This window comes from Opitutus sp., assembly GCA_024998815.1.
In the GTDB taxonomy this organism is placed as follows: Bacteria; Verrucomicrobiota; Verrucomicrobiia; order Opitutales; family Opitutaceae; genus Rariglobus.
The window spans coordinates 1350903-1373932 of record JACEUQ010000001.1; the positions used below are offsets into that span (position 1 = coordinate 1350903).

Sequence of the window (23030 nt, forward strand, 5' to 3'; positions counted from 1 at the left end):
CACGGTATCCTCCACCCACTTTTAACAACTTTTCTTATGTCCGACGCGTATCTCCCGCTTCTCATCCAACTTATCCTCGCCGCTGGCTTGGCTATTCTCATTGTCGGCGTCAGCCACCTGATGGGTGAGCGCCGTAAAAAACAGACAGCCATCACCGACACCGCTTATGAGTGCGGAGTTAAAAACGACGGGCTGCTGCACTCGCGGTTTTCGGTTAAATTCTACGTCACCGTCATGCTCTTCATCCTCTTCGACATCGAAGTGGTGTTTATGATTCCATGGGCCTTCATTTATCGGGATTTTCTAGCCAACAACCTGTCCATTCTCGGCCCCATTCTGTTCTTCTTCGGCGTACTCGTGCTCGGCCTTTTTTACGAAGTGCGCAAGGGCGCTCTCGACTGGGAAAAGTGAGCCCGACGGGCGAGGCTTGAACGAGACTTATCCTGATGAAACTCGACAAGATCATCGCCCGGAATCGGATCGTAGATTTACGCAGCACGGACATGCGCGGTGCGCTGACCGAGCTGATTGCGGTCGCCGCCAATAAGTTCCCCGACCTCAAGCAGGAGTCTTTGCTGCGCGGCTTGATGCAGCGTGAAAGCACGATGACGACGTACTTGGGTGAAGGTGTCGCCCTGCCTCACGTGCGGGTAAAAATGAGCCGCAATTACGTGCTCGTCATCGGTCGCAGCCAAGGGGGCATCCATAACGAAAACACGGTCGAGGAGGAAAAAATCCACCTCATCTTCATGTTGCTGGCGGACGAAAAGGCCCGCGACTACCTCCAGTTACTCGCCTCCATCGCCCGCTTGCTCAAGGACCATGAACTCGTCCAGGCGGTCCGCCATGCGGCCACCACCGGCGACGTGTTCAATCGACTGGTGGCCGGCTTTGGCGGTATCCTCGCCAAGCCGGTCCAAGCCCAGCAAAACCGCATCAACCGGCTCATGATCCGCGAGGCCGACCGCGTTGCTAAGGGCGCCGGCTGCGGGGCCATCATGGTTTTCGGCGACGCCTTTGTTGGCGGGATCGAACCGGGCGCCTGGTTCCCCAAAAGTAAAACCATTCTCGTCACCCGTAATCTCGTCGAGTTTGACGAGTCGGACGGAAACTCAGTCGGCGTCATCCAAGTTCGCTCCTATTCGCCTCGCCGCCTGGCCCAGTTGCGCAGCGCCATGTTTGTGGCGCTCACCCGAGGTATGATTTCCTTCAATGACCGGGTATGCTGCGTCGGCGGCATCGCCGGTAGCAACCAATTCGATACGGTCGTCATCGTGGACGTGGAGCGCGAGTTTCAAACGCTCCTCACCGGTCATGCCGATCTGATGCCAGACGACGTAAAGCCCGAGGTTCTGGAGCGCGTAATCGCGATTGCCACCGAGCTGGCGGTCGAGGGCCGCGAGGGTAAACCCGTTGGATGCCTTTTTGTGGTGGGCGACGCCCCCAAGGTAGAGCGATTGATCAAGCCACTCGTGCTGAATCCGTTTTACGGCTACAAAGAGGAGGATCGCAACATCCTCAACCCCTTTATGGATGAGACGGTTAAGGAATTCTCTTCGATCGACGGCGCCTTTATTATTCGTGGCGACGGGGTGGTCTCATCGGCGGGCAGCTTGATCCAGGCAGCTGATGTCGAACACGTCCTGCCTAGCGGACTGGGTAGCCGTCACGCGGCGGCGGCGGCGATTACCGTGGCAACCGAGTGCATATCGATCGTGGTCTCATCGAGCACCGGCCAGGTCACGCTCTTCCGCCGCGGGGTGATGCTGCCGCTGACGGAAAAGAAGTTCGGCCCCGCCGGTTAAGGAGAGTCGAAGGTAAAACCACAGACATGAACGGCTGTGCCACAGTCCCAATAAGCTCATTCTCGTTCTCTTAATCGTTCTCGTTCGTCAGCATAGTTGAAAAAACGAACAGGGACGGAGCGAGAATGATTAAGCGAAAGAGGAACGAGAACGAATTGGCTCAAGGCCGCTCAGAACAGCTCGTCCTGGACACCGCCGGTCGGCTTCACTCCAAGAAACCCGCCGTAACGCTCCAGCCAGTCGTCGAGTTTCTCTTGGTAGTAATCCGGATCGTAGGGCGCCTGCACGGCGTCATAGAGCTCCACCGGCCGAGCCCTCTGCCAGTCGCTGGTTTTGCCCGTTTGCTTCGGAGTGATGTAATAATTGACCCGCTCGCCCATGCGCGGCTTGGGCTCCATCAACAGCGCCGCTTCGGCTGATGCGCGCCTCGGTTTCCCTCCGCCTTCGATGAACCGCTCGTAGGCGTCGGGGTTCATACTGAGCACTTCGCCCTTGGCCACTTCCGTCACGGGCAGGGTCCGCGCCGCCAGCTCGGCGCGGTAATAGTTCAATAACTCCAGCGGCGACTTCTCGCTCGCCCCCAAAAGAAAATGAATGAGTTGGGTGCCCAGTTTTTTCAGATACGGTTCGATCCCGCGTGAGCGCAGCGCACTCCCGCGGATGACGACCTTCTTGCCGTCGTACAGCGCGTAGTTTTTCGCCTTGTAGCAGAACATCCCCTCGTAGCGTCCGTCATAATCCAACTCGATACCTGCCGGCAGCACCCCGCTGACTTTTTCCAGCAGCACCTCGGGGCGGTTAAAAAACGCCTCTGACGACAGGTAAATGCCGTCGGTGTCGGCCTCAAGGATCGTGCAGTCGTGGCGGCCGAATTCATCGATGAGGGCTTGCAACAATTCACGCCCGCGCCGCGTCACCTCTGCGGCCAGCACTCCGTCGCCGAAGCGCGCGCCAGAGAATCCAAGGTAGCCGTAAAACGAGTTGATCAGGATCTTGAAACTGGCCTGCCGCGCCTGGGCCTCGGCGCGTTCGTCGGCGGTCGGCGCGGTGCGCGCGAGTTGTTTGTAGCGCAGGCGGTACTCGCGCAGCGTGGTGAGCAACGGGATGAAAACGCCCAGCGTATCGTTGGCCGGGTTACGCCCGATCGCCATCAGCAAGCTCGGGTAAAGCGAGGCCACATCAAAGTGCAGGACGTGGCGAAAGACGCCTTCCTTAAAGCTGCGCGAGTACCCGCCCTCAAAGGCAGCCATCTCGGGAGGCACCGGGCATGCCTGCCGGGCATGGTAATAGTGCTCGAGAAACAGCAGGTCGATCTTGCCTGTGGTGCCACGCAGCGTGGCCTCTTGCAGCAGAATCGGAAACGTACGCACCTGCTCGAAATACGTCGGTAGCAACAAATCGGCTACACCCTTGGTTTCACGCAAGTCGTCGGCCAGGTAGGCGAGGAATTGCGCCCTGTTTTCCGTGAACGCGGCGTGAATCTTGTCGCCGGCCAAATAAGTCCGCTCGCTGGCCTTGTCCGTGATGCCGAAGTACACCGCAACCTCCTTCAACCGGTACGATGCCAACTCGCGCGTGGTGATATCGTACTGTTGCACCAACAGGTAGGTGTCGACGACCGTGCGCCCCGGCAGATCGCAACGCGGAAAGTCGATCCAGCGCTCGGCAACTTTTAGGCGGCTGTTGCGAAACGACGCCTTCTGCCCGAAGCGTCCCCACGCGCAGGGCACCTTCAGTTTTTTCGCCCGCTGACGCAGGTAATCGAGGTCGAATTTGAAGATATTATGCCCCTCGATCACGTCAGGATCCTCTTCGGCCAGGACGGTGTTTAACTGCTCCAACAAACGTCGTTCACCGGCCGGACTCACCTCGTCAAGCACGAGAAGGCGGGTGCGCTCACCGAAGCGCAGTCCGATCGCCAGCACGCAGTCGGAGGCTTTGGTTGCGTCACTAAATTCCCCGTCACTCGAAGCCGTTTCGATGTCGAGCTGGCAGCGCCGCAGTTGGCCGAAACTCAAATCGCTGAAAAGCCGCGCGCGGTTTTGCAGGAGAAACTGACTCTCCAGCGGTTTCACCACGTCAACGGCACCGGTTTCCTTGGCTGCCCCCACAAATGCCTCAAAGGCCGCCAGATTTTCCGCGTGGGCCAGCCGGTTAAAAGGCCCGGGGCCGGCCAACGCTTCAATCGTCACGCCCTCAGCTGGAGTGGAGGCGACAGCTGCGTTGAGCCAAGCAAAGGGCCGGAGTCGCTCGGTGCGGGTTGCGCGCGCGCCATCCGGCGTCGCCACGCACACCTGCACGTTGCCCTCATCGTCAACCCACACGCCACACAGCGGCTCAGTCATGGCGTCGGATACAAATGATTAGAACTGCTTAACGTACACAGCCAACACAGCGGCAAAGGTCAGCGCGATGGCGACGGCGGCAAAGATTCCGACCGAACCCCGGCGACGAAAGCCCAGGCCTGCCAGCGCGGAGATACCCAGCCAGGCGACCAGTTTCACGATCATCCAGGCGGCGAACTGATTGTTGTAGAGTTTGGACATGAGACCAAAGCCGCTGATCAGCACTAGGAGACTGGCGATGCCGGTGATCATGAGGACTTTTTTGCGCGTCTCGGCCGGCGCCGCGAAGGCGTAAAACGTGTAGCCGAACAACACGAAGAGGGAAACAAGATGGAGGATGTGGTAAACGGTAGGAGACATAATACAGGAGGGAGGATTATTGGATTTGAAAATAAGAGGACGCCATGCGCCCCCTAGACAGTCCGGAAAAGAGGCGTCTCTTAATCGAAAAGTCGGCAACAGAGTTCCATTCAGAGGGATTTGGTCAAACCCAACCAGTCACCACGGGCGCATCCCGCTACCGAAACTGCGATGCGCTGCCTGATAAGACGCATTCGCAAGGCCGCCTCGACAAACCGCCCCGGCGGTGCAACCTGCACGACACAAGGACTGCGCAAAAAAGCCGGGGCAGCGCGTCAACGCTCCCCCGGCTCGTGTGGGCCTTAACTGAGCTGTTAGTTCACACCGACCGTGCTGGTCACGGTCGGTGTTTTTTTGCGACTGCCCGCGTTGCGCTCCGATTTAAGCCTGCCGCCCGCCTTGGCGTAGGACTGGCTGTTACGCCCGTAAACCGCACCCACCGCCGCCAACATGCGGTCGTTGAGATCGGCTAACTCGTATTCAGCCTCATCGAACTCTCGACGCGCAATCTCGGCCTCGCTGAGCAAGGCGTTGTAGCGCGAGAGCTTCGCACGGGTGGCATCAATCGCTGCGTTATAGGTAGCGACACTGAGGTCGCCGCCCAAGGGGCGCACGTCCCCGACGGTGCCGATCGCCGCAGAGCGGGTTTCAGCAGTTTCCAACGTATCTGACCGGGTTCTTTGTCTAGGCATGGTAGTACAGGTTTTCCGCCGACTCATTCCGCAATTTATTGTGAGATGGTTCTCGATCATGGAATGGCCGCCGGATAGCTCACACTAATCGAGAAACGGGATGGTTACCACAACCGTATAATTCTAAACTTATAACAAACTTTCAGAACCAACTTATATTCATGCCCTTAATTCCTGATTATTTTCTAACTAAAAGACCGAAACCGATTAAAACTACTGGACAACCTGAACAAAAAGGCCGCCTTTAGGCCATATCAGGGCGAGCCGGGTGAACAGGCGGGTTACCCAGAGCATCACCGGCAGGACCTGTCGCCCGCCGGCAACCGGCCGCATCACCGAGGCCAGCACGGCGGTGATCGGCACTCCAACCCGGAACCTCGGCGTTCGAACCGGCATCACCAACGTTCGAGTCCGGAGGCTGGCCGCTCGAACCCGGAGGCTCAGCGTCCAGACCCCGCTCGCCACCGTTCGAACCGGGAGGTCCAGCGTTCGAACCGCCATCACTACCGCTTGAACCGGGCTCACCGGCGCTCCAACCCTGATGATCGGCATTCGAACCGGGGTGATCGCGGTTCGAGTCCGGGTCGGCGCGGCGATCGCTCAGCTCGGGCGTATACAGTCGGTGGTGATCAGGGCATCACGCTCGACGGCGCTGAGTCCCGACGGCAAGCCGGGCGCGGTGACCGCTTCGCCCCGGGCCTGCCGGGCGGCGACCTCTTGGTTGAGGGCGAGCAACTGGGCCAACAGGTCGCGACCAGGATGGAAGCCGTAGGCGACCAACACGGCGGCATCGAGCGCGGCTTGAGCGTCCTTGAGCGAGTTCGTACCGGGCAGTTCGAGGGTGCGATAGAGTTCGCGCAGGCCGCCTTTGAGCGTCGGCAACACCTCGGCGCGGATGCGCCGGACTTCGCACCCGGCCGCCGCCACCGCCTTGAGCGCCTTCTTCGTCGGCGCCTGCGGCCAGGGGAAGGTGCCTCAACACAATGCAACTAGGACGCAAATACCGATTATACCATGAAAACACTTTTTGAAGAAAAAATTACTAAACGCCAAAACGAAAAATTAGCAAATGACGATGAATATTGCTTTTCCGTCGACTTGCCTGCGTTTCGAGAAATCGAACGTATCCTCGCTGCACCCGCTTCCGAAGCTCTCATTAAGTTTATGAGAACACCCTCAGTTTTCGAAAACGGGAAAATCGACGAAATCCTTAGGGCTCGTCAGCAGATAAATTAAACCAGTTACCCAAAGCCTCCTACAAAGGAGGCTTTTTTTACGAACGGTCACTTGGCAAACAGAGCAAAAAAGCACATACCAAGACAACCGAACCCGCGTTGAGGCCCCTGAGCTTCGCTCATCCCCAACGCCCCCATTTTTCTTTCCTGCATGAAAACCCTTACGATCCTCTCCCATGCTTTCGCCCTTGTTCTTGGCGTGACCTCCGCCCGTGCGGAAACCCGTACCTGGACCTCTGTTACCGGCACCAAAGTTGAAGCCACTTTGGTCGACCAGAATTGTACCACGTTAACTTGAAGCGATAGACACCTAAAATCTTGACATTTTGAGCCGATAAGCTCAGTAGTGACATATGCCAATTTCAGCGAAAATCGTTGCCTCTGCACTGCTTTACGAAGCTAAGCAGATGGGTATAAACGACGTATCCAATATGAAGCTCCAGAAACTGCTTCATGATACGCAAGGCTACCACTTGGCCCTCTTTGAAACCCGAGCATTCACAAACGAAATCGAGGCCTGGCCACACGGTTCCGTAATACCAGCCGTTTACCACGAATATAAAGCCTACGAAAATGCGGCAATACCCGCACCCACTTTTCAACAAATCCCTGAAACAACACGTACAGCCATTATCTACGCCTTAACCGGCCGAGGAGAAAAATCAGCCATAGAATTGAGGCAAGAAAATCACGACGAAGCTCCTTGGAAAGAAGCTTGGCCGATAACACTGTGGCACCGAATGACAAACCGGTTCAAAGCTGCGAACATAAACGAAAATACCATGAAAACACTTTTTGAAGAAAAAATTACTAAACGCCAAAACGGAAAATTGGCAAATGACGATGAACATTGCTTTTCCGTCGACTTGCCTGCGTTTCGAGAAATCGAACGTATCCTCGCTGCACCCGCTTCCGAAGCTCTCATTAAGTTTATGAGAACACCCTCAGTTTTCGAAAACGGGAAAATCGACGAAATCCTTAGGGCTCGTCAGCAAAAAACCGTGTAACTCATGTCTGGCATAAAACTGGTAACACCAAAACATTGCGCCAAGAATTTTGATTGCGGAAATCTAGAACTAAACGAATTCATTAAAAAACGCGCAGTCGAATACGCAAATCTAGGTATTTGTAAAACTTACGGACTAATAGACGACAACGATAAGATTTTAGGCTACTACACCTTGTCGTCTTGGTTGATAACCTTAAATGACGCCACCCAAGGCGTGCTCCAAGGCTTTGTTGATAAATTCAGTATTCCAAGTGCCCTTATGGGCAAATTGGCGGTATCAACAGAAATGCAAAAAGTCGGTGTAGGTTCCGGACTCATTAAAGACGCAGTTAAAAATGCGGCCTTGGCCTCTGAAATATTAGGAATCAAAGCCTTAGCCCTACACGCCAAAGACGCTCAACTTGCAACATACTACAAAAAATTTGGATTTATAGCCTGCACTAAAAAGCCATTATACTTAATGGCCTCTCTGGACCAACTCAGGATAAATTAAAACAGTTGCCCAAAAAGCCTCCTGCAAAGGAGGCTTTTTTTACGAACGGTCACTTGGCAAACAGAGCAAAAAAGCACATACCAAGACAACCGAACCCGCGTTGAGGCCCCTGAGCTTCGCTCATCCCCAACGCCCCCATTTTTCTTTCCTGCATGAAAACCCTTACGATCCTCTCCCTTGCTTTCGCCCTTGTTCTTGGCGTGACCTCCGCCCGTGCGGAAACCCGTACCTGGACCTCTGTTACCGGCACCAAAGTTGAAGCCACTTTAGTTCACCAGAACTCTACCCACGTCGACCTGAAACTGGCGGACGGTCGTATTATTCACTTGAGTAAAGACCAGCTTAGTTCCGACGATAAAACCTTTTTAGTCGAAGCCGGGCGTAAAGTTGTAAAAGTTGCCGAAGTTGTAGAGAAAGTAAACTATGTCACGCTCGCCACTGGTTTGCGCGTAGTTCAATTAAAGAAACCCTTAAACATCGAAACAATCCCCAAGCGCCGCTGGATGATCAATAAACAAGAGAAGAACTGCGGACTTATCGCACGCGGTAAAGAAGGCGTAACCCTATATTGGATTGAAAGTAAAAGAACCAGAAACGTCAAAAACGAAGAACTTAGCGCCGCCGATCTAAAATATTAGTCGTTGCGTAAGTTTCGGCAGTTGACTCAAATTGCAGCATACTTCGTATTTTTCATTTGGAAAAACGATTTTATCAACTCGGAGGTGCTCTTTATGTCCTTCATTATTTGAACGATCGAGCGCTTAAATTCTTTTTTAGTAATGATAAATAGTTTTGAGAGTCGAGCCTTGGCGTGATTCCAGACCTGTTCATCGGGGTTTACCTCTGGTGAGTATCGCGGTAGGTTAGCGATGGTGATTTCACCATTTTGTGTTGCAACAAAGCTATTTACCTCAGCTGAATTGTGGTAGCTTGCATTATCAGCAATCACGATAATCGGACACTCGGCGTCTTGAAGTAGTTTTTTAAGGAACTCGATAAATCGGGCTGAATTCATAAAGCCCTCAAAGCATGTTAAATGCATGTCGCCTCGGGGGCTGACGGCACTGATCAGCTTTAGGCTGAATCTATCGCCGCTGTCCTCTACTTCTGGAGTCTCCCCTATTTTACCCCAAGTTGTTCCCCTGTGCGAATCGGAGCGAATGGCACTCTCATCAACAAAAAAGATCTGTGCGCCGGTTTTTAGAGCCAATTCCCTTAATCCAGGGAAGGTCGTATTCAGGTAGCACTTCATTTCATCCGGATTTCTCTTATAGCTTTTATAGATAGGGCGTTGCGGGCTTAATCCGAGGTGTCCGAGTAAGCGGCTGACGCCGCTTTTGCTCAGCTCAACTTTATGCTCCTTCTTCAATACGGCCCGAATTATATTTAGCGTCCACAAGCAAAACGGTAGTTGAAATTGGCAAGGATCGCCTAGCGTTATTGCTTTATAAAGCCACTCCATCACTTCCCCATTCACCTTCCTTGGCCGACCGCTTCGGTCAGACTCCAGTAGCGCGTGGTGCCCGCCGTGCCGATAAGCCGATAGCCAGCTAGAGCCTCCTCGAAAAGGTTTTTGGTTTTTTTATTAAAAACAACTTATGTGATTTAAGTTTTCCGTAAAAGTGCCGTATTGTACTGCATGAAAACAGGAAACAAAATAAGTAGCAGCGTTAAATTATCAAGTAACGAATCGATCGTTTATTCCTCCGGCGACTTCTTTTCAACCCCGGCGCGCAGTGATTTTGGTGATTTCTTACTGCAATTACAGCGCTTTTGGCGGTCCCACCCCGAAATCGAAGTGGCCATGACCGCCGATCTCGACGCCCACGCCATGGCGGAAAAGCGCGAACGGCGGAAGGACCGGGAGTTCGAACTGGCGCAGACCGAGGCGTTGTTCGCCGTGCCGGCGTCAGGCACGGCGGAAAAAACGCAAGCCGAGTTCCTCGCCGCAGGGCGTCCGCGCACCCCCGCTGTTGTGGTTTTTATCACGGCCATGGCCACCGGTTACTTGGGGTCGCAATACAGTGCCTGCCCCCGGATGGTGCTGCTTGAATCGGCATCGTTGCGCACCTTGCTCGATGATTTGGGGTACACGCTGCCTGCACCTAATACCGTTGGCCCCCTGATAAATCGCCTGAGTGAGAGTACTCTCGCCCTGATCCACCGGGCCCAATTGGCCGATATTTTGGCCGAAGGGCTCGATTCGTTTACCGATATCACCCTGGACAGCACGGCGATCAAGGCATCCAGTTGCTGGCCAACAGACTCCGGTATCATTTACCGCCTCTTTGAGCGAGCCTACCGCATGGGCGGCAAGCTCGACCAGGTCGGGCTTAACTCGCTGCAGGATGGCTTCAAAGACCACTGGCTGGAGGAGTTGCGAAAGAGCGCCCGCGCCATCGCCCTGCTGGGTGGTGGTCCCCGCCGAGCCCAAAAACTCCGGCTGCTCTACGACCAGTTTTACCAAATCGCCTGCAAGTTGGGCGGCAAGTTGCTCACCCAAGTAGAAGCCGCAGAGGCCGAAGCAAATGTTAAACTGTCCAAGCTGCGGCCCTCCAAGCGCCGGATCGCGGAAGACCTACTGGACTGCATCCACGGGGACGTGGTCGCGGTGATTACGACGATCCAGCAAAGCATTGCGCGGGTGCATGATGGGGTGAAGACCAAGTCGAGGGAAAGGGTCCTCAGCCTGGCCGATCGCAGTGCTGCTTTTATTGAAAAAGGCGGGCGGGAACCGGTGATTGGCTACAAGCCGCAATTGGCCCGCAGCCGCGGCGGTTTTGTCACCGCGCTGATTCTCGACGCGGGCAACGTGGCTGATTGCAAGCAACTGGTGCCCCTGCTGATCCAGAATATCGCCAACACGGGCCTGGTGCCGGCGAGCGCGAACGTCGACGACGGCTACTCCAGCGCCGAAGGGCTGGCGCAGGCATACGAGCTGAAGGTGGCCAAGGTGAGCATCTCCGGCGCCAAGGGGCGCGCCTTGCTCGGCGAGGAACTGTGGAACCACCAGGATTATATCACGCTTCGCGCCGAGCGCAGCGCGATCGAGTCGCTGATGTTTACGCTCAAGTTCAACCACGGGTTCGGCCGGCCGGGTCGTCGCGGGTTGGCGGCGGTGCGCAGCGAACTGACCCTGAAGATCCTCGCGCACAACTTTGACCGGATGATTTTGGTGCGCGCGAGGAAGTCTCAGGAAAAGCCGCTGCCCTTGGCGGCCTGAGTAGTTTCGGTCGTCGCGGCTAACCCAAATCGGCTCAATTAGTTCGGTGTAAAAGCCCCGGAGCGAACCGCCGTGGACTTCGCCGTTGGAAAAGCGACCTTGGTGATGGGGCCGGGGCTGTTTTTAGGCCGCCGCCCCTTCGTGAACACGTAAACCGAGTTCGTTCAGGGCTGTTTGCGCCCCCAGTGGCCGGCCGGGGCGGGAATACGCCCGTTGCGAAAGGCTTTTCGATGAGGCTCCACCTAGCAACGATTTCATTAAAGTAGACAAAAAGATAACACTATGCGAGATGGTGATTACCCATCTGTTGAAACCCAAGGATGGTAAATTTATCAACGGTGTCCAAGTTTTAGATCTATGGGTTGGCATAGAGCAGTTTAAGTTGCGGCAGCAGAGCTGAAATAGGGCAAGAAGAGAACCAATGTGAGCGCAACCAGCGGAGAAGTTTCACACTGCGCTGAAGCGGTCGCAATACGGTTGTGAGTAAGGAGCAAAGAAGCCGGTCATTTTTTTTGGCGGTCGCGATTTGGTCGTCTAATCGTTTTTGTTGCCGACGGAGGCCCGCCTCATTTTTGATTTGATAATCTCGTTCTAATTTTTGCTCAAACAGGACCAGTAGGTTATGGGTTAGGCAAAGAAAATGGGCCTGTATTTGCTTGGCGGTTGAGCTCGACGCCCACGCCTTGGATTCCTCCAGCTTGTTTTTAAATTGATCGAAAACCTTTTCAATCTCCCAGCGTTTTTTATAAAGCCAGGCGAGAAGCCCTGGCGGTAAGTCAAAAACGCTGGTGATGAACTCATACACCTCACCACTGACTGGATCGCGGTATCGTATTAAGCGCACACGCACCTGATGGGCGGCGATGACTATTTCATCCGCTATGACGCCATGATTAATGGGATCAGCACGATCAAACAACTTCGAAGCGAAGGGCTCAAACAGGAGATTTTCTTTGGTGCGTGAAAGAAAATAGACGCCGGCAGTTTGCTTCCAGTTATGCCAGAGAGGAAAATCAAGGCCTGCGCGATCCCAGATCCAAAGAACTTTCTTGCCGGTCGGCTCCCCCATACGCAAAGCATTAGAGCCGAGTCGCTTGATCACGCTCATATCGTGTTCTTTTTTGCCCTCAGTGAGTGCAAGATGTTGCATGGCATGAGTTCGAATATTAAGGGCATATAAATGTCCTACCGGCCAACGGCGTTCATCAATTTTCTGATCGTGCGAAGCCGCCCCATGCCAATGACCGTCGCCGGCATAGAGGGCATAATTATCAACGGCAGCGGGCAGTTCGGTAAAGTTTTCGAGCAGGGCGGTGGCCTGCACCGAAACATCCATTAATAAAGCCAACCTGCGTTCGCTTTTCAGTACTTCAAAGAAGTGCCCCGTAGCGGGACAAGACTCGAACAAGGAACCGACTTGTTGAAGAAAACCGCGACCGCTTCGAGGATCCGATAGAGCTCTGGCAATACCAAGCCGAAGGAATGCATCGTCAGTCAATTCCGGGCATTGACGCGCGTACCTAGAAGCGGACGCGAGTCCGGTAAGCGGCCCGAAAAATACTTCGTTTAAAGCGAGGGGATGAAGTGTAGCCATGAGGCCCAAAAAAATTTTTACATGTGCCTCGTAAAGCCTTATATTGAAGTATTTTAGAGCCTGCTCCGAAAGCATAAAAACCTAGCAGTGAACTATTAGCATAAGTTTAATGATGCCTAAAGAGGGGTAATTCCCTGGTTTTGGTCAAAAAAAAGCCGCTATAATCGGCCATGAAGTCAAAACCCGTATCCGCCACCTCGGCCATTGCCCTGCAACGCTGGTTGCGTCCGGCGCTAACGCCAGTCGGTGCCAATAAAGATTACGCCGAGTTTCGCCAGCAATTGGAAGGACTCGACGCGTTGTTGCGTGGCAGCCACTTGGAGACGATGGCGATGGACTTTGCCAAGGCGGGGGCAGGCCAAGCCAGTGTCGCACAACTACGCCAGCGTATGGAGTTTGCGCTCAAAGCGTTACGCTTTGAAGTGTTGCGGGTGCATTTGGGCAACATATCCTTTCGCGAGCTTTCCCGTAGCATTGCCTCAAGTGATTTACTGGCGGATTTTTGCGGTGTTCGCACGCTTGAGGGAATCAAGGGGGCGTCCAAAAGTGTGCTGGAGCGGGCCTCGAAGTTTTTCACCGCCGAACAGGTGCGCTGGATGGGGCAAGTGTTGGTGGAGATGTGCGGCGAGAAGGATCGCGCCACTGAACTCGGGTTGAGCGCGCCGCTGGACATGGATGTTTGCCTCATCGACGGCACGTGCTTGGAGACCAACATCCACTTCCCGGTGGACTGGGTGCTGTTGCGTGATGTGTCCAAGACTTTGCTCAAGGCCATGATTTTAATCCGCCGCGCTGGACTGCTCCACCGTATGCCTGAAGAGCCGGAGTGCTTTGCCAAGCAGATGAACAAGTTGTGCATGTCAATGACCCACGCAGGCCGCCGCAACGACGCCAAGCGCGCGCGTAAACAGATCCTGCGCAAGATGAAGATGTGAGCGGCGGCGCGAACACCGTCTATTTCTGGCGGTTACAAAATCACCTGTCGTAAAAGCCGATGACCGGCCCCGCCAGGGGCCGATCATCAGGCCCGGTCAGCTTGCAGGTTCGTCGGCCAGGCGGTCTTTCATGCGGTAGGATTTGCCCTCGATGACGACGGTCTGGGCCCGGTGCAGTAGGCGGTCCAGGATCGCCGCGGTGATGCCAGCGTCGTTGTTAAAGATCCCTGCCCAGTGTTTGTAGGCCTTGTTGGTGGTGACGATCAGCGAGCCGCGTTCGTAGCGTTGGCTGACGATCTGGAAGAGCAGGTCGGCCCCCGACTTGTCGAGCGGCAGGTAGCCGACCTCATCGAGCACGAGCACCGCAGGGGTCATGTAACGCTTCAACTCGGCTTGCAACCGGTGCAGGGACTGGGCGGTGACCAGGGCGTTGATCGCGTCCACCGCCGTCGTAAACAGCACCGTGTAGCCCGCCTGGCACGCCGCGTAGCCCAACGCGCTCGCGAGATGTGTCTTCCCAAGCCCCACACCACCGCAAAACACCGCGTTGGTGCGCTCCTTGACAAAGCCCAGTTCGAAGAGGTGCCGCACCTGCGCTTCGTTCAACTCCTTGGGCCAGTCCCACTGGAACTGGTCGACGGTTTTCTTGACCGGGAAGCGCGCTGCCTGGATGCGCCGCTCCAGCGCCCGGATCTGGCGGTCCTGGGTCTCGGCCTGCACCAGTCGGCGTAAAAATTCGGCGTGCGAACAGCGCGCCTTGGCCGCCTCGGCCGTGAGTTCGCCGTGGTGGCGCAGCAGGTAACCGAGTTTCAGGTACTTGAGTTGATCTTTTAATAAATCGGTTTTTTCGGGTTCTGTTTTCATTGGGTATAGGGGCTTAAATCCGGGGGACGCAGTTCGAGTTCCAGTGCGGCCAACGCGTCGGCGCGGGTGAGGTGGATCGGCCCGGCTTGCGGCAAGGCCCGCGCGCGTTGTTCGAGCAAGTTGAGGATGTAATCGCTGGAGTAGGCGCCGAGTTCATGGGCGCTTTCGATCGCCCGGCCGACTGCCTCCGTTCCATACAGGGCCACCAAACCCACGATAGTCGCCAGGTGGTGTCCCGCGTTGAGCCGGCGCTCCTCCAGCCCCCGTTGGTAGGCGGGTGCCGCCGGGCTCAGTTCCAAAAACCGTAGCCGCAGGCGCTGCCGCGCCCCCTGCCGTTTGCGCTCCTCGAGTTCGCGCACATGCTCGGGGTTTTCCACATCGGCGCGGCGGGCAAAACTGCGGGCATGCTCGGCCACCAGGGTGCGGTCCGCATAAAACCTCACCTGCGCCCCCTCGATCTGCGCGGTGAGTAGCGCCCCGGCAAACTTCGTGGGCACCGAGTAGCGGTTCGTTTCGATACTCACCCGGCACCGCCGCGACGCCCGCACGCTTAAGGTGCGCACCGCCGGACTGGCCACCGGGTTAAGCGGCAGGAGCGCAGCGCGCTCCTCGGGCAGCCGGTCCACCGGCCGGCCCTGGGTTTCAGCGTGAACGCGCACGTTGGCCACCGTTTCCAGCCACAAGCTGGCGGCCGGCCCCAGCTCGGTAAACCCGTTCATCTGCCGCCCGCCAAGGAAGCTTTTTTTCACGTAACCCACCGCGTTTTCCACCATGCCCTTGGACTGCGGATGCCCCGGCCCGCACGCTTTTATCGTAAACCCGTAGTGCCGGGCAAAGTCCAGGTACTGGGCGTTGTACACCGGGTCGGTCCCGGGCACATGCGAGAGGACGGCCGTCTTGCAGTTGTCCACCATCACCTCGCGCGGCACCCCGCCGAGTTTTTCAAAGGCGCGCCGGTGACAGCCCAGCCACCACTCCTGGCCCTGCCCGAGGGTAAATTCCACATGCAGGAACCGGCTGTACCCCAAAACCATGACGAAAAAACTTAAAGCCCGCCGGGTGCCGTCCACCTCCACCGCGCCAAAACTGCCCCAGTCCACCTGCGCGGTCTGGCCGGGGGCAAACTTGAGGGTAAGAAACGCCTCCAGGTTCCTCGGCCGCACCCGCCGCACGTAGTCTTTCAAAATTGAATACCCGCCCGTGTACCCCCGCTCGCGCACCTTTTGCCAGAGCTGCATGGCGGTGAACGGATGGGCCTCCAGCCAGCGCGCGATCGCCGGCTTGTGCACGTCGAGCTTGCTTGGCCTAGGCACCTGCGCGGCCTGGCTGCGCACGTACTTTTCCTGCGCCTGCCAGCGCCTCACCGTCTGCACGTGCAACTGGAGCGAGCGGGCGATTTGCGGCGCACTGTGACCGGCCGCCTCCGCCTGTTTTATCCGGCAATACAGTTCGTAATCGATCACGCGCCCACCTCCCGGCTCGGCGGCGGCGTTGCCGCCAGCGTGTGCGTTGGCCTGCCCCGGTCCAAGGAGAGCACCTGGTAAAGTGGCGCGGCGTAGGCGATCACCCCGGCCTCGATTAACTGCCGGCGCGCCTCGACCAGGCCGTCCTCGCTGAGCGTGAGCAGCCGGGCCAGGGTGCGCGTGGCGTAGTAACTCAGCCCGTCGGCGTCGCCCACGGTGACCAGGACCAGATAGAGGCCCCAGGCGGGGGCACTGGCCCGCCCCAGGTAATTGCCCCGCACCAGCCGGTGGTCCAGCCAGCTAAACTGGGCCGGCGTGCGCCGGAGTTGTTCGCGATCGATCGGTTGTTTTTGCATAATCGGGCGGCTGGACGTCGATGCCCAGGATCACCCGCCCCCGGGATTGCAGGTGTCGCAGCATGGGTTCGAGGTCCTCTTGTAACGTCACTCCGGCGAACTGCGCGATAAGCCCCACGAGCACAGGGTTTTGCGACTCCCATCTGTCTTGTAACGGCACGCAGGGATTCGGTAACGCCACCTCGGCGACCGGCTCGGCTTTAGGCTGGTGCACAACGGATTGCGTAGTTGGGATGTCTTGTAACGCCACCCGCCGTCGCGGCCCCCTCCGCCTTGAGTACCCCGGATTGGCCTTCCGCCACTCCTGCACCCGTTGGACATTTTCTGGGCCTTTCCAGTGGTCGAGGTTCTCCGGCTTCGCCAACCATTTGGCCTGACTGGCCGCCCGGCTCGCCCGTCGGCATCCCGGCTTCCCGCAGTAGCGCTGACGCTCGCGGTTATGCGCGTCGGGCAGAAAGAAATCGACACAGTGCAAACACTTGCGTGAACCGGTTGGATGCATCGCTGTGCATCCGCCAAGCGTCCCGCCGGTTCAATCTCCACCCATTCGCACCCCTCATATCCCCAGCCGGACAGGGAAGAAAACCCACCCACGGAAGAAGAGTATTACTCTTTTTAAGGGGAAGAAGATCCACCGAAGAAGAAGTGCATTCCTAACCGCCAGAAATAGACGCTTTCCCGCTCGCCGCTCACAAGAAGGATCGCGCCACTGAACTCGGGTTGAGCGCGCCGCTGGACATGGATGTTTGCCTCATCGACGGCACGTGCTTGGAGACCAACATCCACTTCCCGGTGGACTGGGTGCTGTTGCGTGATGTGTCCAAGACTTTGCTCAAGGCCATGATTTTAATCCGCCGCGCTGGACTGCTCCACCGTATGCCTGAAGAGCCGGAGTGCTTTGCCAAGCAGATGAACAAGTTGTGCATGTCAATGACCCACGCAGGCCGCCGCAACGACGCCAAGCGCGCGCGTAAACAGATCCTGCGCAAGATGAAGACGCTGTTACGCACGATCGGAGAACATGCCCGCCGCCACCGCGACCTGTTGGCGCAGAAGTATAGCCAAACCCATTACAGCCAACGCCAAACCAAGCGGATAACCACCCGCATCGACGCTATGCTCGGCCAACTGCCCGCCGTCATCAAGCAGGCCCACGAGCGCATCATCGGCGGACGCCCGGTGCCCAACGACCAAAAGATCCTCAGCGTGCATGAACTTGATGTGAACGTACTGGTTCGCGGCAAAGCAGGGAGCCAAGTCGAGTTTGGCAACTCGTTGCTGTTGAGCGAGGCGCTCTCCGGTTTAATCACCGACTGGCAACTCTACCAGGGCGCGGCTCCGGCAGAATGGTGCCAACTCGAGGAAAGCCTGGCGCGGCAGAACCGCTTTGACCTGAGTGCGCCGATTAGCGCGGTCGGCACCGACCGCGGCTTCGCCACCAAAAAAACTTCCGCAATGCTCAAGCAACAAGACGTTTACGATGCGGTATGCCCGCGTGATCCGCACGCGCTCAAGGAGCGTTTGAGCGAAAAACGCTTCGCCCAATTGCAGCGGCGCCGTTCGGCGACCGAAGCGCGCATTGCGATCCTCAAACAACGCCTCGGCGGACGCTTGCGCTGTAAAGGGTTTGCCAACCGCTACCGTTCGGTGGGTTGGAGTGTACTCGGTCACAACCTCTGGCTGGTGTCACGAATCCTTGCCGAGGAAATAACACTTCCGCTGGCCGCTTAATTCAATTTTCCGGCAAAAATGTGAATAACCCTGGGGCTCGCCCCGGCTTTGCCGTACCTTACTACCGCGCTTGGGGGCGGGAAAAATCGATTCGGGCCGCCGTTTAACGTCGCTGGGGTGATTCGTGCCACCTCGTTCGCCCGCAATCCCAATGGACCTCTGCGCACTTTTTAAAAATCCGGAAATTTGGGACAGGCTCTATTTTAAGGCCAATTAACACCCGCCGCAACACACGTAATTGGCATGGCTCGACCCCCAGTCCGTGCTGGTTCGCGACGGCCCCAAAGGGGCGCTTCCGAGCGCTGTGTGACGCCCCCCTGCACAGAAAATACTTCAAAACTTGGACACCGTTGAAATTTATAGAAATTACGGCTATCCGTCTCTACCGAGTAAAACTGTAAACCCTAAATATTTTTTGTGCAGGCTTGGTAACTCAAGCCTGCACAAAAAATTAAAGCCAAAATGAAAAACATATTTTTATTCTTACTTTTAACCGCAGCCGGATTTGCTGAGGGAGAAAGCCCTTCTTATTCAGCTGAAACTACATGTAATGCTTCAAGCCCGTGCATAGAAGGCAATCTTTGCGGCGGCACCAAATCCGAGGCCCCAGATTGCTCACCACAGCAATGCACCCAACCAACACCACAATGCCAGTGTGAAAAGCTAAACGGCGGTTATTGGGACACAAGTGGCATCGCCAACTGCAGTCAATGCGGACCAGATGATGGAGGCCAACTATGCCCATCATCCGGCGGAGCTTACTGTAATCATGGGGCAGGACATCCGGTATGCCCGTATAACAACCCAAACCCAGACGGAGGCGGAGGTTGCCCATTAGGGCAAACCGATCACGGATGCGGTTGCGGTAATCCAGGCCCAAGCGGATGTGATAACCAATGCGGCAGCACAAAAGTCAACGATTGTGCCGGAGTATGCGGCGGTTCAGCCCAATACTACAGCCACAACGCTTGTAGCGGAACAAGCTGCACAAGCACAAGCACGTGCGCTAACTCTAAACCCGCAGATACTTGCTCAACAAATCAACAATGTGAGTGCCCAAGCGGACAAACCAAAGGTTGTGACGGGGTTTGCGCCCCAACCGGCACCCAAGCCACCAATCAAATAGTGGCTGGTTGCGTTGGAACAACCTGCACAGCAGCCTCAGCCACCGTTTGCAAAGCAGGCACAGCAACACCGCAATGTAACTCCAACACCGACTGCGGAGGCTGTCCATCCGGCCAAGTAAAAGGCTGTGACGGCGTTTGTATGCCTACGGGAACCGAAGCCACAAAAGGTTGCGACAATATCTGTAACAGCGGAAAAATATACGACTGCAATCATAGCTGCGGAGGCACCGCAAAACTGGATTGTAACAATGTCTGCGGTGGACCAGCAACAGCCCAACTCGTGTCAAGTTGCCAAGGAACTACCTGCACGGGAACAACCACAGTTTGTCAATCAGGCACGGCCTCACCGCAATGCGCCACAGATATAAACTGCGGTGTGAGCGGCGAGCGGGAAAGCGTCTATTTCTGGCGGTTAGGAATGCACTTCTTCTTCGGTGGATCTTCTTCCCCTTAAAAAGAGTAATACTCTTCTTCCGTGGGTGGGTTTTCTTCCCTGTCCGGCTGGGGATATGAGGGGTGCGAATGGGTGGAGATTGAACCGGCGGGACGCTTGGCGGATGCACAGCGATGCATCCAACCGGTTCACGCAAGTGTTTGCACTGTGCCGATTTCTTTCTGCCCGACGCGCATAACCGCGAGCGTCAGCGCTACTGCGGGAAGCCGGGATGCCGACGGGCGAGCCGGGCGGCCAGTCAGGCCAAATGGTTGGCGAAGCCGGAGAACCTCGACCACTGGAAAGGCCCAGAAAATGTCCAACGGGTGCAGGAGTGGCGGAAGGCCAATCCGGGGTACTCAAGGCGGAGGGGGCCGCGACGGCGGGTGGCGTTACAAGACATCCCAACTACGCAATCCGTTGTGCACCAGCCTAAAGCCGAGCCGGTCGCCGAGGTGGCGTTACCGAATCCCTGCGTGCCGTTACAAGACAGATGGGAGTCGCAAAACCCTGTGCTCGTGGGGCTTATCGCGCAGTTCGCCGGAGTGACGTTACAAGAGGACCTCGAACCCATGCTGCGACACCTGCAATCCCGGGGGCGGGTGATCCTGGGCATCGACGTCCAGCCGCCCGATTATGCAAAAACAACCGATCGATCGCGAACAACTCCGGCGCACGCCGGCCCAGTTTAGCTGGCTGGACCACCGGCTGGTGCGGGGCAATTACCTGGGGCGGGCCAGTGCCCCCGCCTGGGGCCTCTATCTGGTCCTGGTCACCGTGGGCGACGCCGACGGGCTGAGTTACTACGCCACGCGCACCCTGGCCCGGCTGCTCACGCTCAGCGAGGACGGCCTGGTCGAGGCGCGCCGGCAGTTAATCGAGGCCGGGGTGATCGCCTACGCCGCGCCACTTTACCAGGTGCTCTCCTTGGACCGGGGCAGGCCAACGCACACGCTGGCGGCAACGCCGCCGCCGAGCCGGGAGGTGGGCGCGTGATCGATTACGAACTGTATTGCCGGATAAAACAGGCGGAGGCGGCCGGTCACAGTGCGCCGCAAATCGCCCGCTCGCTCCAGTTGCACGTGCAGACGGTGAGGCGCTGGCAGGCGCAGGAAAAGTACGTGCGCAGCCAGGCCGCGCAGGTGCCTAGGCCAAGCAAGCTCGACGTGCACAAGCCGGCGATCGCGCGCTGGCTGGAGGCCCATCCGTTCACCGCCATGCAGCTCTGGCAAAAGGTGCGCGAGCGGGGGTACACGGGCGGGTATTCAATTTTGAAAGACTACGTGCGGCGGGTGCGGCCGAGGAACCTGGAGGCGTTTCTTACCCTCAAGTTTGCCCCCGGCCAGACCGCGCAGGTGGACTGGGGCAGTTTTGGCGCGGTGGAGGTGGACGGCACCCGGCGGGCTTTAAGTTTTTTCGTCATGGTTTTGGGGTACAGCCGGTTCCTGCATGTGGAATTTACCCTCGGGCAGGGCCAGGAGTGGTGGCTGGGCTGTCACCGGCGCGCCTTTGAAAAACTCGGCGGGGTGCCGCGCGAGGTGATGGTGGACAACTGCAAGACGGCCGTCCTCTCGCATGTGCCCGGGACCGACCCGGTGTACAACGCCCAGTACCTGGACTTTGCCCGGCACTACGGGTTTACGATAAAAGCGTGCGGGCCGGGGCATCCGCAGTCCAAGGGCATGGTGGAAAACGCGGTGGGTTACGTGAAAAAAAGCTTCCTTGGCGGGCGGCAGATGAACGGGTTTACCGAGCTGGGGCCGGCCGCCAGCTTGTGGCTGGAAACGGTGGCCAACGTGCGCGTTCACGCTGAAACCCAGGGCCGGCCGGTGGACCGGCTGCCCGAGGAGCGCGCTGCGCTCCTGCCGCTTAACCCGGTGGCCAGTCCGGCGGTGCGCACCTTAAGCGTGCGGGCGTCGCGGCGGTGCCGGGTGAGTATCGAAACGAACCGCTACTCGGTGCCCACGAAGTTTGCCGGGGCGCTACTCACCGCGCAGATCGAGGGGGCGCAGGTGAGGTTTTATGCGGACCGCACCCTGGTGGCCGAGCATGCCCGCAGTTTTGCCCGCCGCGCCGATGTGGAAAACCCCGAGCATGTGCGCGAACTCGAGGAGCGCAAACGGCAGGGGGCGCGGCAGCGCCTGCGGCTACGGTTTTTGGAACTGAGCCCGGCGGCACCCGCCTACCAACGGGGGCTGGAGGAGCGCCGGCTCAACGCGGGACACCACCTGGCGACTATCGTGGGTTTGGTGGCCCTGTATGGAACGGATGCAGTCGGCCGGGCGATCGAAAGCGCCCATGAACTCGGCGCCTACTCCAGCGATTACATCCTCAACTTGCTCGAACAACGCGCGCGGGCCTTGCCGCAAGCCGGGCCGATCCACCTCACCCGCGCCGACGCGTTGGCCGCACTGGAACTCGAACTACGGCCCCCGGATTTAAGCCCCTATACCCAATGAAAACAGAACCCGAAAAACCCGATTTATTAAAAGACCAGCTCAAGTATCTGAAACTCGGTTACCTGTTGCGTCACCACGGCGAACTGACCGCCGAGGCGGCCAAGGCGCGCTGTTCGCACGCCGAATTTTTACGCCGACTGGTGCAGGCCGAGACCCAGGATCGCCAGATCCGGGCGCTGGAGCGGCGCATCCAGGCAGCGCGCTTCCCGGTCAAGAAAACCGTCGACCAGTTCCAGTGGGACTGGCCCAAGGAGTTGAACGAAGCGCAGGTACGCCACCTCTTCGAACTGGGCTTTGTGAAGGAGCGCACCAACGTGGTGTTTTGCGGTGGTGTGGGGCTCGGTAAAACACACCTCGCGAGCGCGTTGGGCTACGCGGCCTGCCAGGCGGGTTACACGGTGCTGTTTACGACGGCGGTGGACGCGATCAACGCCCTGGTCACCGCCCAGTCCCTGCACCGGTTGCAAGCCGAGTTGAAGCGTTACATGACCCCTGCGGTGCTCGTGCTCGATGAGGTCGGCTACCTGCCGCTCGACAAGTCGGGGGCCGACCTGCTCTTCCAGATCGTCAGCCAACGCTACGAACGCGGCTCGCTGATCGTCACCACCAACAAGGCCTACAAACACTGGGCAGGGATCTTTAACAACGACGCTGGCATCACCGCGGCGATCCTGGACCGCCTGCTGCACCGGGCCCAGACCGTCGTCATCGAGGGCAAATCCTACCGCATGAAAGACCGCCTGGCCGACGAACCTGCAAGCTGACCGGGCCTGATGATCGGCCCCTGGCGGGGCCGGTCATCGGCTTTTACGACAGGTGATTTTGTAACCGCCAGAAATAGACGGTGTTCGCGCCGCCGCTCACACTGCGGCAGCGATTGCGCAGGCGGACTAACAAAAGGGTGCG

The 23030-nt window shown here is 57.4% G+C and carries 22 protein-coding genes; 13 read left to right on the forward strand and 9 right to left on the reverse strand.

Annotated elements, in window-relative coordinates:
- The first annotated feature begins 36 nt into the window (after positions 1-36).
- Positions 37-411 carry an NADH-quinone oxidoreductase subunit A gene (gene ndhC / locus H2170_05880; GenBank protein ID MCS6299616.1) on the forward strand — a complete coding sequence of 125 codons (375 nt, stop codon included), beginning with the start codon at positions 37-39 and terminating at the stop codon, positions 409-411.
- 35 nt (positions 412-446) lie between these two features.
- The gene (locus tag H2170_05885) at positions 447-1805 is read left to right on the forward strand and encodes a DNA integrity scanning protein DisA nucleotide-binding domain protein (GenBank protein MCS6299617.1); all 1359 of its coding nucleotides are present in this window, start codon (positions 447-449) and stop codon (positions 1803-1805) included.
- A 170-nt stretch (positions 1806-1975) separates the two neighbouring features.
- On the opposite strand, the gene H2170_05890 is transcribed toward H2170_05885, so the two are convergent.
- From H2170_05890 to H2170_05905, 4 genes are all read right to left on the reverse strand, one after another.
- Complete coding sequence (locus tag H2170_05890) at positions 1976-4150, reverse strand: DNA polymerase (protein MCS6299618.1); 2175 nt, start codon at positions 4148-4150, stop codon at positions 1976-1978.
- A gap of 18 nt (positions 4151-4168) precedes the next feature.
- Positions 4169-4510, reverse strand: a complete 342-nt coding sequence (locus tag H2170_05895; GenBank protein MCS6299619.1) for a hypothetical protein — start codon at positions 4508-4510, stop codon at positions 4169-4171.
- A 314-nt stretch (positions 4511-4824) separates the two neighbouring features.
- Complete coding sequence (locus tag H2170_05900) at positions 4825-5172, reverse strand: hypothetical protein (GenBank protein ID MCS6299620.1); 348 nt, start codon at positions 5170-5172, stop codon at positions 4825-4827.
- 630 nt (positions 5173-5802) lie between these two features.
- Complete coding sequence (locus H2170_05905) at positions 5803-6129, reverse strand: hypothetical protein (GenBank protein ID MCS6299621.1); 327 nt, start codon at positions 6127-6129, stop codon at positions 5803-5805.
- Between the two features lie 87 nt (positions 6130-6216).
- On the opposite strand from H2170_05905, the gene H2170_05910 reads away from it, so the two are divergent.
- From H2170_05910 to H2170_05930, 5 genes are all read left to right on the forward strand, one after another.
- Positions 6217-6438, forward strand: coding sequence for a hypothetical protein (locus tag H2170_05910; GenBank protein ID MCS6299622.1), 222 nt, complete (start codon positions 6217-6219; stop codon positions 6436-6438).
- A gap of 150 nt (positions 6439-6588) precedes the next feature.
- Positions 6589-6735: a hypothetical protein gene (locus H2170_05915; GenBank protein ID MCS6299623.1), complete on the forward strand. Its 147-nt coding sequence runs from the start codon at positions 6589-6591 to the stop codon at positions 6733-6735.
- A gap of 55 nt (positions 6736-6790) precedes the next feature.
- Entirely contained in the window at positions 6791-7444 is a 654-nt protein-coding gene (locus tag H2170_05920; protein MCS6299624.1) for a DUF4065 domain-containing protein, read from the forward strand.
- Positions 7445-7447: 3 nt separating this feature from the next.
- Positions 7448-7939, forward strand: a complete 492-nt coding sequence (locus tag H2170_05925; GenBank protein MCS6299625.1) for a GNAT family N-acetyltransferase — start codon at positions 7448-7450, stop codon at positions 7937-7939.
- 152 nt (positions 7940-8091) lie between these two features.
- Positions 8092-8577, forward strand: a complete 486-nt coding sequence (locus tag H2170_05930) for a hypothetical protein (protein MCS6299626.1) — start codon at positions 8092-8094, stop codon at positions 8575-8577.
- Positions 8578-8603: 26 nt separating this feature from the next.
- On the opposite strand, the gene H2170_05935 is transcribed toward H2170_05930, so the two are convergent.
- Positions 8604-9449 (reverse strand): IS630 family transposase, encoded by an 846-nt coding sequence (locus H2170_05935; protein ID MCS6299627.1) that lies wholly within the window; start codon positions 9447-9449, stop codon positions 8604-8606.
- 129 nt (positions 9450-9578) lie between these two features.
- Here H2170_05935 and H2170_05940 point away from each other — a divergent pair, with 129 nt between their 5' ends.
- Positions 9579-11162, forward strand: a complete 1584-nt coding sequence (locus H2170_05940; GenBank protein MCS6299628.1) for a transposase — start codon at positions 9579-9581, stop codon at positions 11160-11162.
- A 355-nt stretch (positions 11163-11517) separates the two neighbouring features.
- On the opposite strand, the gene H2170_05945 is transcribed toward H2170_05940, so the two are convergent.
- Positions 11518-12831: a transposase gene (locus tag H2170_05945; protein MCS6299629.1), complete on the reverse strand. Its 1314-nt coding sequence runs from the start codon at positions 12829-12831 to the stop codon at positions 11518-11520.
- Positions 12832-12926: 95 nt separating this feature from the next.
- On the opposite strand from H2170_05945, the gene H2170_05950 reads away from it, so the two are divergent.
- On the forward strand, positions 12927-13691 hold the full coding sequence (locus H2170_05950) for a hypothetical protein (protein MCS6299630.1): 765 nt from the start codon (positions 12927-12929) through the stop codon (positions 13689-13691).
- A gap of 96 nt (positions 13692-13787) precedes the next feature.
- Here the strand turns inward: H2170_05950 and H2170_05955 are convergent, their stop codons facing one another.
- Genes H2170_05955 through H2170_05965 form a run of 3 tightly spaced genes read right to left on the reverse strand, consistent with a single transcriptional unit; the run spans position 13788 to position 16374 of the window.
- Positions 13788-14555 carry an ATP-binding protein gene (locus H2170_05955; protein ID MCS6299631.1) on the reverse strand — a complete coding sequence of 256 codons (768 nt, stop codon included), beginning with the start codon at positions 14553-14555 and terminating at the stop codon, positions 13788-13790.
- Positions 14552-16018: an IS21 family transposase gene (locus tag H2170_05960; GenBank protein MCS6299632.1), complete on the reverse strand. Its 1467-nt coding sequence runs from the start codon at positions 16016-16018 to the stop codon at positions 14552-14554. The genes H2170_05955 and H2170_05960 overlap by 4 nt, the downstream gene beginning before the upstream one ends.
- Positions 16015-16374 carry a hypothetical protein gene (locus tag H2170_05965; GenBank protein ID MCS6299633.1) on the reverse strand — a complete coding sequence of 120 codons (360 nt, stop codon included), beginning with the start codon at positions 16372-16374 and terminating at the stop codon, positions 16015-16017. The genes H2170_05960 and H2170_05965 overlap by 4 nt, the downstream gene beginning before the upstream one ends.
- Before the next feature lie 720 nt (positions 16375-17094).
- On the opposite strand from H2170_05965, the gene H2170_05970 reads away from it, so the two are divergent.
- The 4 genes from H2170_05970 to H2170_05985 all read left to right on the forward strand — a co-directional run bounded on the left by H2170_05970 (position 17095) and on the right by H2170_05985 (position 22888).
- Positions 17095-18105 (forward strand): hypothetical protein, encoded by a 1011-nt coding sequence (locus H2170_05970; GenBank protein ID MCS6299634.1) that lies wholly within the window; start codon positions 17095-17097, stop codon positions 18103-18105.
- Between the two features lie 2196 nt (positions 18106-20301).
- Entirely contained in the window at positions 20302-20661 is a 360-nt protein-coding gene (locus H2170_05975) for a hypothetical protein (protein MCS6299635.1), read from the forward strand.
- Entirely contained in the window at positions 20658-22124 is a 1467-nt protein-coding gene (locus tag H2170_05980; GenBank protein MCS6299636.1) for an IS21 family transposase, read from the forward strand. Before H2170_05975 ends, H2170_05980 begins: the two co-directional genes overlap by 4 nt.
- Positions 22121-22888 carry an ATP-binding protein gene (locus H2170_05985; GenBank protein ID MCS6299637.1) on the forward strand — a complete coding sequence of 256 codons (768 nt, stop codon included), beginning with the start codon at positions 22121-22123 and terminating at the stop codon, positions 22886-22888. Before H2170_05980 ends, H2170_05985 begins: the two co-directional genes overlap by 4 nt.
- Positions 22889-23030 lie beyond the last annotated feature (142 nt).